At 63.8% G+C, this 10,473-nt stretch carries 12 protein-coding genes; 5 read left to right on the top strand and 7 right to left on the bottom strand.

Annotated features, from left to right (window positions below):
- Positions 1 to 486 precede the first annotated feature (486 nt).
- The 4 genes from BLT65_RS47470 to BLT65_RS40095 form a co-directional block, all read right to left on the bottom strand.
- Positions 487 to 648: a hypothetical protein gene (locus BLT65_RS47470; RefSeq protein ID WP_167306627.1), complete on the bottom strand. Its 162-nt coding sequence runs from the start codon at positions 646 to 648 to the stop codon at positions 487 to 489.
- A gap of 179 nt (positions 649 to 827) precedes the next feature.
- A complete protein-coding gene (locus BLT65_RS40105) occupies positions 828 to 1,013 on the bottom strand; it encodes a 4-oxalocrotonate tautomerase (RefSeq protein ID WP_042314744.1) in 186 nt (61 codons plus the stop codon).
- Positions 1,014 to 1,038: 25 nt separating this feature from the next.
- Positions 1,039 to 1,818 carry a class II aldolase/adducin family protein gene (locus BLT65_RS40100; RefSeq protein WP_091789135.1) on the bottom strand — a complete coding sequence of 260 codons (780 nt, stop codon included), beginning with the start codon at positions 1,816 to 1,818 and terminating at the stop codon, positions 1,039 to 1,041.
- Positions 1,819 to 1,841: 23 nt separating this feature from the next.
- Positions 1,842 to 2,795, bottom strand: a complete 954-nt coding sequence (locus BLT65_RS40095) for an urea transporter (RefSeq protein ID WP_091789132.1) — start codon at positions 2,793 to 2,795, stop codon at positions 1,842 to 1,844.
- A 259-nt stretch (positions 2,796 to 3,054) separates the two neighbouring features.
- On the opposite strand from BLT65_RS40095, the gene BLT65_RS40090 reads away from it, so the two are divergent.
- The gene (locus tag BLT65_RS40090) at positions 3,055 to 3,609 is read left to right on the top strand and encodes a putative glycolipid-binding domain-containing protein (protein WP_091789130.1); all 555 of its coding nucleotides are present in this window, start codon (positions 3,055 to 3,057) and stop codon (positions 3,607 to 3,609) included.
- A 63-nt stretch (positions 3,610 to 3,672) separates the two neighbouring features.
- Here BLT65_RS40090 and BLT65_RS40085 read toward each other — a convergent pair whose 3' ends face one another.
- Positions 3,673 to 4,239 carry a GNAT family N-acetyltransferase gene (locus BLT65_RS40085; protein ID WP_091789127.1) on the bottom strand — a complete coding sequence of 189 codons (567 nt, stop codon included), beginning with the start codon at positions 4,237 to 4,239 and terminating at the stop codon, positions 3,673 to 3,675.
- A gap of 265 nt (positions 4,240 to 4,504) precedes the next feature.
- Here BLT65_RS40085 and BLT65_RS40075 point away from each other — a divergent pair, with 265 nt between their 5' ends.
- On the top strand, positions 4,505 to 5,608 hold the full coding sequence (locus BLT65_RS40075) for an aromatic acid exporter family protein (RefSeq protein ID WP_091789121.1): 1,104 nt from the start codon (positions 4,505 to 4,507) through the stop codon (positions 5,606 to 5,608).
- Positions 5,609 to 5,738: 130 nt separating this feature from the next.
- Complete coding sequence (locus tag BLT65_RS40070) at positions 5,739 to 6,293, top strand: acyl-CoA thioesterase (protein ID WP_091789118.1); 555 nt, start codon at positions 5,739 to 5,741, stop codon at positions 6,291 to 6,293.
- 52 nt (positions 6,294 to 6,345) lie between these two features.
- Here the strand turns inward: BLT65_RS40070 and BLT65_RS40065 are convergent, their stop codons facing one another.
- Together BLT65_RS40065 and BLT65_RS40060 are read right to left on the bottom strand one after the other, a co-directional pair.
- Positions 6,346 to 6,555, bottom strand: a complete 210-nt coding sequence (locus BLT65_RS40065; protein ID WP_229514579.1) for a hypothetical protein — start codon at positions 6,553 to 6,555, stop codon at positions 6,346 to 6,348.
- Between the two features lie 266 nt (positions 6,556 to 6,821).
- Positions 6,822 to 7,556: a CerR family C-terminal domain-containing protein gene (locus BLT65_RS40060; RefSeq protein ID WP_042314753.1), complete on the bottom strand. Its 735-nt coding sequence runs from the start codon at positions 7,554 to 7,556 to the stop codon at positions 6,822 to 6,824.
- A 174-nt stretch (positions 7,557 to 7,730) separates the two neighbouring features.
- On the opposite strand from BLT65_RS40060, the gene BLT65_RS40055 reads away from it, so the two are divergent.
- Together BLT65_RS40055 and BLT65_RS40050 are read left to right on the top strand one after the other, a co-directional pair.
- Positions 7,731 to 8,855 (top strand): HlyD family secretion protein, encoded by a 1,125-nt coding sequence (locus BLT65_RS40055; RefSeq protein WP_091789115.1) that lies wholly within the window; start codon positions 7,731 to 7,733, stop codon positions 8,853 to 8,855.
- Positions 8,848 to 10,416 carry an MDR family MFS transporter gene (locus BLT65_RS40050; RefSeq protein ID WP_091789112.1) on the top strand — a complete coding sequence of 523 codons (1,569 nt, stop codon included), beginning with the start codon at positions 8,848 to 8,850 and terminating at the stop codon, positions 10,414 to 10,416. Before BLT65_RS40055 ends, BLT65_RS40050 begins: the two co-directional genes overlap by 8 nt.
- Positions 10,417 to 10,473 lie beyond the last annotated feature (57 nt).

Below are 10,473 nucleotides of genomic sequence, written 5' to 3'. Positions count from 1 at the left end.
CGCTATCGGTCTGGAGTGAGGTGCGTGCAGTACTACGGCCTACACACAGTTTGCCACCTGGGCGGCGGTGGACTATCTGGCACGGCATGCCCGAATGCGGGTGTGTGAAGCGGGTGAGGCGCAGCGCAGGAGCGTTGGCAACGAACGCGAACAGGAAGGTTGCCGTGTGAAGTGAGGGACCGGTTGGGGGCCCTCAGGCAGGAACAAGGATTGGCGGTGTTAGCCGCTTTCTTTTGCCTACTTTTCTTTGCGGCGGCAAAGAAAAGTAGGTGCCGCCCCGCACAGGGGCGACGCATGAAGCACGCTAACGAATCGCGGATGCCAGCGCAAACGCTAGAACAACCAAACCGGCCGCGCCACGAAGGCAAATCGCGGATGCCAGAGCAAAAACCAAAACACCGAAACGGCAACGCCTGAAGCACGAAAGGCAAAAAGCAGCTGCCAGCGCAAAGCAAACCGAACCACCCAGCGTCGCAGACAAAAAAATCACCTGAACCACGCGATAAGCTGAAGCACCGTCCCGGCCCCCGCAATAACCGTACACACCGCCGCCAGCCAAACCCCAGCGGTCTCCTCGATCTGATCAGCAATCGACGACGAACGACCACTCCCGGCTTCACCGATGAACTTCGCGTCCTTGCTCTTCATAGATCGAACGCCTGTGTCGTTGGTAACTTGTGTTACTTCGGCACCGATCTGGAAAACTTTAGACGTCTCGAACGCGCGCGAACCCAGCAAAACAGGAACTGACGATCCGGGCATCGTGATATTGGACCTTTGTTAAACGATGCCACATTGACGACGCCCGAAAACCGAGCAGACCTTGGCTAGGCATCGCTCCAGAGCTTCCCACCTGTCGCCCAGTTCTCCCGCTTGACATCGATGAGAACAATATCAACCGAATTCGGCTCGACATTCAGCGACTCGCACGTCGCCTTAGTAATCGCCTCAACGAACTGGCGTTTCTGCTCAACGGTGCGACCTTCAAAAAGCTCGATATGAAATGTAGGCATGTCTCGTATTCCTTAGTAAAAAAGTTCAACCCTTATACGACGCATCGATGCGATCAAGCTTGCGCAACAACGCGGGCCATTCAGTGGCTCCTTCCACAGCGCCCCCGTCGTAAAGCTGTTCAGCCGTGCGCTCAGCCACGGCCTCCGATGGCAACACCAGCGCGCCGCCGCCCGCCTGCGCCTGCAATTGAATCTCACAAGCCTTGATGAGCGTCGCCATCAGCACATACGCTTCCGCAACCGTGCGGCCCGTCGTCAGCGTACCGTGATTGCGCAATAGCATCGCCGGCTTGTCAGCGAGATCCGCAACGAGGCGCTCGCCCTCCGCCGGCGTGAACGCAAGGCCCTCGTAATCGTGATACGCAAGATAACCATGAAAGCGCAGCGCATGCTGCGAGCCCGGCAAGAGCCCATCCTTTTGCAGCGACACGGCAATACCCGCCGTATTGTGCAGATGCATCACGCAAAACGCGTCTGCGCGCGCCGCATGAACAGCCGCGTGCAACGCGAAGCCGGTCGCGTTCACCGGGTGCTCGCTCGCCCCGACGATGTTGCCCGCGATATCGATCTTCACCAGATTCGACGCGCACACTTCATCGAACGAGAGGCCGAACGGATTGATCAGAAAATGACCGGGCTCGTCGGACACGCTCGCGGAAATATGCGTGTAGACGAGATCGTCCCAGCCGTTGAGCGCCGCAAGCCGGTACGCGGCCGCGAGATCGACGCGCGTGCGCTGCTCCGCCTCCGACATGAGCTTCGACTGCGCAATGCGGCCCGCAGGCGTATGAGCGAACGACGACATGACGTCTCCTGTTGCTGGCCGCTTCAGCCTTCGGGCGAAACGGCACGGGTTGTTTCCTCTCGACGCCCTAAATCCGCAGATCTCTCAATCGCGGAATCAGGAGCGCGGCTCCGGTTGCTAGTGCGGCGAGTATCGCGCATCAGCAAGCGCAGCGTCCATGTTGCGACGACGAACGGCGCCGTCATCGCCGGCAGGCCCGACACAATGGCAGCCTGCTGCATCGCGACGGATACGCCCACGCCAGCGAGCGCCGCCAGCACGCCGCAATCGGCCAGCGCAAGCGCCGTGAGCGCGCCATTGAATCCTAACAGGCCCGCGCCGAGCGATGCGCTATCCGCGCCGATCAGCCAGTGCGCCGAGGTCGCGAGCGCCGCGCCTGCGAGCGCAAACAGCGCGGAGCGCATCGACGACAGTGCAATGCCGCCAAGTATCAACACGCCCGCGAGCGCGTTGCCCGCAAACGATGTCTGCGCAACACCCGCCAGCAAGCCGCGCATCGGATCGAGCCACGAAACCGCGTCGCTCGCGGCAACGTGCGCCGGCGCCAGATAAACAAGCGGCAGCCACGCCCACGTCACAAGCAGGCAAGGGCTCGAATAAAAGCCAAGGCCGCGCGAGCGCAATAACCGCGCCCACGGTCCGAGCAGCCATGCAGCCGCCGTTGCCGCGAGTATCGCAACCGCCATCGCGGTGGCGTCGTCGGCGATAAAGATGGACGCGGCAAGTCCCGCGAGCGCGCCGTTGAAACCGTGCAATCCGTCGCGCGTATCGGCGGGATCGTAGCCGCGCAACACGGCGCCGACGTTCGCCGCGATCGCACCCGTCAGCGCGGCGCATGCGAGGCGCGCATCGCTCACGAGCCACGCCGCCAGCACGCACGCGCCCGTCGCCGCGTTCCGTTGCAGGACGATCTGACCGAAGCTGCGCAGCAGCGTGCGCAATGCGTCGAATGGTTCTTCATGGAGCGCGGCGGACATGGGGTAATACCGTTTCAACTGACGTGACGAAGACGTGACGAAGACGTGACAAAGCCGCGCGAGGCGGAACTCACGCGGCGCTTTCGATTCGAAGCAGACGAAACACGAGCATAGGGCAGGCGAGGCGCGAGCGCCATGCGCGCGCGTTGATAGCGGCTATTTGAGCGAGGCGGTCGGGCGACTCATCAGTCCGCGTGGCGCGCTACGATGTCATCCACGGGCGCGTCATTTCCGGCGATCCCACACAGGAGACAGATTCATGCGTGAAGTCCGATGGACCCCGGAAGAGGGCGAGGGCGTCGAGCATCTCGCATTCGATGCGCGCGTCGACGGCTTTTACGCCGAAAGCGTGCTGGTCGGCGAGCGCGATGACCGCGCGTACGGCCTTATGTACCGCGTGAAATGCGATCCGCAATGGCGCACGCTGCACGCGTGGCTGAAGGTGACGGGCGGCCCCGAACTCGAATTGCACGGTGACGGCGAGGGCAACTGGCGCGATGGGCATGGGCTCGTATTGCCATCGCTGGCGGGCTGCATCGATATCGACATCGCCGCCACGCCGTTCACGAACACGCTGCCGATCCGCCGTCTGCAACTGGCCAAGGGCGCGCGCGAGACGATCGCCGTCGTGTTCATTTCGACGCCCGATTTACAGGTCGCGCGGGTCGAGCAGGCGTACACGTGCGTCGAACCGGACAGCGAGTATCGCTACGAAGGCATCGATACCGGCTTCGCGGCGGAACTGAAAGTGGACGAGGACGGACTCGTCATCGACTATCCGATGATGTTCACGCGCACGTTGCCGCTAGTCTGACGCGATGCTTCACGCTTGCCGATGAACGCGTCGATGCGATTCGGCGCAGTGCGTACAGTCGCTTTAGTCGCTGGCGGCTTCGGCGTCGGCGGGCAGTGCCTCGCTGCCCTGTCCGAGCGCGCGCTGCATCACGGTCGAGTCGAGCCATCGGCCATGCTTGAAGCCGACCGCCTTCAACGTGCCGACCAGTTCGAACCCGGCGTTACTGTGCAGGGACAGCGAGCCGCCGCGTCCGCCGTCGGCGATGACGGCGATCATCTGGCGCCACGGGCCCTGTTCGCATCGCTCGATGAGTTCCGCGAGCAGCGCGCGCCCGACGCCGCGGCCACGGCATGCATCGTCGATATAGATCGAGTCTTCGATCGTAAAGCGATACGCGATTCGCGGACGATAGAGCGTCGCATACGCGTACCCCGCGATCTTGCCGTCGACAATCGCCACGATATACGGCAAGCCATGCGAAAGCACGGCGGCGCGGCGCTGCCGCAAATCGTCGACGGACGGCGGCGTCTCTTCGAACGAAGCGACGCCTGTCAGCACGTGGTGCGCGTAGATGGCCTGGATGGAGTGGAAGTCGGCGTCGGTGGCGTCGCGGATGACGGGCGCGGCGGCCGGGGAGGTCTCGCTCATTGTGTCGGGCTTGCTGTGTCGAGGCTGGAAAGCTCTCACTATGCCTGCGGCGTGCGAGGAAATGAAGCGGGTCAAAAATGGCGGCGGTGTGCGCCAGGGGCGCCGATGACGGTGAGCTGATCCAGGATGGTGAGTAAATCCAGGATGGTGAGCAAATCCAGGAGCAACGGCTGTCGCGCGTTTGCGTTCATCGAGGCGCCGGTACAATTCGAACCAGCCATGCCGATGCCACACATAGAGTGCCTTCCCGCTTGCAGGAGCAACCATGTCGACCGCTTCCTACGCCCACAAGCCGCTGACGCCGTTTCGCCGCGCGCTCGCGCGCTTCTCGCTTTCGGAAAACGCCAAGTACGTGAAGCTCGCGCTCGGGCTGTGGATCGGCTTCTGGATTCCCTATAGCCTCGGTTATCCCGAAGCGGCCGTCGCGCTCGCCAGTTCGACGATGCTGACGCTCGCGCTCGGCAGTTCGATCTCCGCCGCGCGCGGCTACTTCTATCGACGCGTGATGTCGAACGTCGTCGCGATGCCGATCGCCACGCTCGTGATCTGGCTCACGGCGCCGCATCTGTTGCTCGGCACGCTGCTGCTGCCGCTCGTGATCTTCGCGATCGTGCGACTGAGACCGTCGCTGTTCCAGATGACGAGCATCACGATTCCGATGACGCTCGTGCTCTACACGGGCGAACATCTTCCGCTGCTCGAACAGCGCCTGATCGGCGTCGTGCTGGGCATGCTGCTCGGCTTCATCATCCAGCAGATCGTCTTTCCGCCCGATCACGGCTTCTGGGCGAATCGTCTCGTCAACGATGGCAACGAACAGGCGTTGCAAGCGCTCGGCCAACTCGCGTCGGGCCAGCACGATTCGGCGCAACTGAAAACGATCATCGGCCAGTTGCGCAAGTCGAGCACCGACCTGAAAGAATCGCACGGCCTGCTCAAGCTTGATCTGGAGCAGGCGTGGATGTCGCCTCATCTGCAGCGCAATCGCGACCGGCTGCCGCTGTTCTGGTGTTATCACGAACTGTTCGACTCGCTCGTCAACTTCCTGGAGACGCTCGATACGTTTCACGAGCAGTTCACCGCGCTCGATCCCCGCTGGCGCGAAGCGTTTCTCGCCGGGCTCGCCAGGCTGCTCGACGCGCACGGCAAGCTCGCGCTGGTGGCCGACCTGCGTGTCGAGCGCGCGGCGCTCGAAGCGAAGCCCTTGCAGATGGATGCATTGCGCGACATCGTCGATACCTTGCCCGCGCCCGGCGTATTCACGAGCGTCTATCTGGGCCATCTGACGGGTTACGGCATTCTGCTGTGCCGGCTGAGCGACATGCATACGCAGCATCTGGCGGCCGCGCAGCCATCGACTGCAATGTGAGGCGCGTCGCAAAAGCGCATCGACAAGCGGCATGTGAAGAAGCCCTCTATAACACGGGCCGCCCGCGTACCGAACTGTCGATTAACATGCGTGCTTTTGCAACCTTAGCCTCGCCTCTGCGAGCTTTGTCATGAATCTGCTGTTACGCCTGTTCCTCACTTTCATGTTGAGTCCGCGTCGCGGGCATCTGCATGTGCTCGATACCTGTGTCACGCCGTTTCGCGTGTGGCCCAACGATCTCGACGTGCTGCGCCATATGACGAACGGCCGCTACTTCACGATCCTCGATCTGGCACGCGTCGACCTGATGATCCGCGCGCGCGTATGGCCGCAGATCAAAAAGCAGGGCTGGTATCCCGTCGTCACGCTGGAGACGATGCGCTTTCATCGCTCACTGGAGCTATGGGACCGCTACGATGTGGCGACGCGGGTGATCGGCTGGGACGAGCGGCATGTGTTCCTCGAGCAGGCGTTTATCCGCGATGGCGTGCAGGTTGCGCTGGGCGTCGTGCGCACGCGCTTTCTGAAGCGCAGCGGCGGCACCGTGCCGACTGGCGAACTGCTCGGTTTGGCGGGCGTCACGCAGGCGTCGCCCGCGTTGCCCGATTGGGTCGTACAGTGGAGCGCGGCGGAAGGCGGGATGACGCCCCCCGCCGCACCGCGCGAGTTGTCCGCGCGGGGTTGAACGGCACGCGACGCGCTCGCTGAGCTGCGCGTCGCGCCAAGCCAAGCCAAGGTCAGGCGCGTGCCGTTGCATGCGGCACGACGACCGCGCCGTGCGGTCCATCGCCTCCCGGTCCACCGGGTCCGCCACCGCCGGGCCCACCACCGTGGCCCGGTCCGCCGCCCCAGCCGGGCACCGGTCCCCACCAGCATCCGGACAACGTGGCGGTCAATGCGGCCATGACGGCCAGAATCGCGAGCTTGCGCATCGATTGCTCCTTCAATGAGTTGTGCGTGTCGCTGCACCGCTGCGAGCATGCGCGGCGCAGTGCGAAGCCGCACCTTACCCATCCTGGGTCAATCGCGTTTAACAGCCTCGTTACAGAATCAACAGAAGTTTGCGAGCCACGGCGTGCTCGACGGGCAGTGGAAGGTCGCGTGAAAGCCCGCCATATATAGCGTTCCGCGTTTTCGATGGACGGCGACGCCCGTCACGCTCTGTCTGACTTTGTAAGGAGCGTTAAGGCATTCGCAGGCGGGTCACGTCGCCTTACTTCTTCTTGCGCCGCTTGCTGTTCGCCTCGCGCCATTCGATCATCGCGCGCAGCAGCACGACGCTCTGCTCATCGATGATCGCGCAGAGCTGCTTCAGCCGCTCACCGTCGATCGACTTCCACTGCAACGCCGCCAATGCTGTGCAGCGCGTCAGATGAAAGGACACGAGCTGTCCGTTGATCGCCAGCAGCCGGATCACCGTTTCGGGATCGTCAGCAGGTCTTCCCAGCAGGCGCCCGACGATCTCCGAGCTCACGCTCAGAAGCGGCTTGCGCATGCGCTCGTTCAGGCGCTCGGCGGCGAACGCCGGGCCGAGTCCTGCCTGCTCGCGCGCCATGAACAGGCGCCAGGTGGCGGGCGTCTCCGTCGTGAACAGATAACTGGCGACGCGCGCCTGGATCGCGCGAAACGCGTCGATCAGTGCGTCGTCGGAAGGATTCGCGTCGAGCACGGTCTGCGCGGCCTCGACGGCATCCGCGAAGTAGTCCGCCACGTTCGCCATGATGTATTCGACGCAGGCCTGATAGACGCCTTCCTTGTTGTCGAAGTAATACACGAGCGCGGGCGCGTTGACGCCCGCATGCTCGGCGATGTCGCGCGTAGATGCGCCTTCGAAGCCGCGTTCGCCGAACAGGCTCAGCGCCGCTTCGATGATCTTCGCGCGGGTCTCTTCGCCGCGCTGGTAGCCGCCTTCCGCTGCGGGGCGGTGTCTCGGTGTGCGTGTCGTCACGTTGCTTTAGCTTTGCATGGGACCGGCCAAGGCGCTAAAGCGCCCACACCGATCGACAAAAAAATAGACGATGAGCGCAAAGGTAAAAGGTAAGGATCGTAAAAACAATATTGTTGACTAAATTGTATCAACTGGAATAATTATAACGATCGGTATAAATTATCTGAGGTCAACATGTCAGCCACTTTGCCCGTCGAAGAATCGGGGCGCGCCGCGAGCGCGCCACGGTCCAGAAAGAAGGGCGTATTTCTCATCATCGGCGGGGTCGCCGTGCTCGGCGCGATTGCGTGGGGCGCGCACTGGTGGACGGTGGGGCGCTTCATCGAAAGCACTGACGACGCGTATCTGCAAGCCGACGGCATGACCGTCGCGCCGAAGGTGTCGGGCTACGTGGCCGACGTGCTGGTCGGCGACAACCAGACTGTCAAGCGCGGCCAGCCGCTCGTGCGGCTCGACAGCCGGCAATACGACGCGGTGCTCGAACAGGCGAACGCGACCATCGCCGCGCGCCGCGCCGACATCCTGCGTGGTGAAGCGGAACTCTCGCAGCAGCAGGCGGCCATCGCGCAAGCCCGCGCGCAACTTGACGGCGCGAGCGCGAACGAGGCCCACGCCGCCGATCAGGTCAAGCGCTACGAGCCACTGGCCGCGACGGGCGCCGAGACGGGCGAGCGCGTCTCCGAGCTGCGCAACACGCAGCGTCAGGCGAGCGCCACGCGCGCCGCCGATGCCGCCGCGCTGCAAAGCGCCGAACGCCAGATCGCGACCACGCACGCCGCGATCGAACAGGCGCGCGCGCAACTGACTGCCGCCGAGGCAAGCGCGCGCCAGGCGCAACTCGACACGCAGGACACGGTGCTCACGAGTCCCATCGACGGACGCGTCGGCGACCGCAGCGTGCGCGTCGGCCAGTACGCGCAGCCGGGCTCACGCTTCATGACGATCGTGCCCGTGCAGGACGTGTATCTCGTCGCCAACTTCAAGGAAACGCAGATCGGCATGATGCGGGTCGGCCAGCCCGTGACGCTGCGTGTCGACGCGTTGCCGGGCACGAAGCTGCACGGCAAGATCGACAGCTTCTCGCCGGGTACGGGTTCGCAGTTCGCATTGCTGCCCGCGCAGAACGCGACGGGCAACTTCACGAAGATCGTGCAGCGCGTGCCTGTGCGTATCCGGCTCGACGTCGGGCAGGAAACGCGCAAGGTGCTGCTGCCGGGTCTGTCGGTGAACGTCGACGTGGACACGCGCGGCGCGCGTGACAACGAAGCGCGCATCGAACGCGAGAACGGCCGTGGCTGAGCAGGCGGCCGCAAAACCGGCCAACGCAACGGCCGCCGACTGGACGGCCGTCGCCGCGGGCGCACTTGGCGCGCTGATGGCGACGCTCGACATCTCGATCACGAACTCCGCCTTGCCGCAGATTCAAGGGCAGATCGGCGCGACGGGCACCGAGGGCACGTGGATATCGACAGGCTATCTGATGTCCGAGATTGTGATGATTCCGCTCGCCGCGTGGCTCACGCGCGTGTTCGGGCTGCGCAATTTTCTGCTCGGCAACGCGACGCTCTTTACTTTGTTTTCGATCCTCTGCGGGATGTCGCACAGCCTGCCGCAGATGATCGTCGGGAGGATCGGCCAGGGCTTCGCGGGCGGCGCGATGATTCCGACTGCACAGACCATCGTCGCGACGCGGCTGCCGCGTCACCAGATGCCGATCGGCATGACGATGTTCGGACTGATCGTGCTGCTCGGGCCGTTGCTTGGGCCCGTGGTCGGCGGCTGGCTGGCGGAGAACATCGACTGGAGTTGGTGCTTCTTTCTCAATCTTCCCGTGGGCGTTGCGCTCGTCGTGCTGCTCGTCGCCGGGCTGGATAACGTGCGCACCAACTGGCAGCAGTTCGTGCGCGCGGACTGGCTCGGTATCGTCGGGATGGCGGCGGGGTTGAGTTCGCTGACGGTGGTGCTCGAAGAGGGGCAGCGCGAACGCTGGTTCGAATCGCCGATGATCGTGTGGCTGAGCGTGGTCGCGGCTGCCGGCATCGTGCTGCTGCTCGCGGCGCAGTTCGTCTCGAAGCAGCCGATCGTGCGTCTGAAGCTGCTGACCAACGCGCGCTATGCGAGCGTGATCTTCATCGTCTTCACGGTCGGCGCGGGGCTGTACTGCGTGTCGTATCTGTTGCCGCAGTTTCTCTCCGGCGTGGCGGGCTACAACGCCCAGCAGTCGGGCGCGGTGATGCTGATGTCGGGTCTGCCCGCGTTTCTGATGATGCCCGTGCTGCCGCGTCTGATGGGGCGCGTCGATACGCGTCTGCTCGTAATGGCGGGCCTCGCGTGTTTCGCGGGCAGTTGCATGCTCGATATTTCGCTGACGGCGCAAAGCGCGGGCGACGACTTCACGTGGTCGCAACTGCTGCGCGGCGTGGGCCAGGTGCTCGCGATGATGCCGCTGAACCAGGCATCGATGGCGGCCGTGCCGCGCGAACAGGCGGGCGACGCAGCGGGTCTCTACAACATGGCGCGCAACCTGGGTGGCTCGGTGGGGCTCGCGCTGCTCGGCACGTTCATCGACCGGCGCAACACGTTTCATGACGACATGATCCGCGAGTCGGTGACGGCGAATTCGCTGATTGGTCAGGAGCACGTCACGCAGAGCGCAGCGGGCTTCTTCTCGCAGCATGGCGACATGGCCTACGCGAAGATGCAGGCGCTCGGCCAGCTCGCGGCGCAGATGCAGTTGCAGGCGAGCGTGATCACGTTTTCGGAAACGTTCTACGTGCTCGCCGTCGCGCTGCTGCTGTGCATTCCTCTCGCTTTTCTTCTCAAGAAGCCGGCACCGGGCACGCCGTCGGCCGGACATTGAAACCTGTGATGAAGCCATTTGATTTTGCCGCTCAGCGCGGCGCTGCTGCCGCGCGCT

The sequence above is a fragment of the Paraburkholderia steynii genome (assembly GCF_900100565.1).
In the GTDB taxonomy this organism is placed as follows: Bacteria; Pseudomonadota; Gammaproteobacteria; order Burkholderiales; family Burkholderiaceae; genus Paraburkholderia; species Paraburkholderia terrae.
This window is presented reverse-complemented; position numbering and strand designations above follow the sequence as displayed.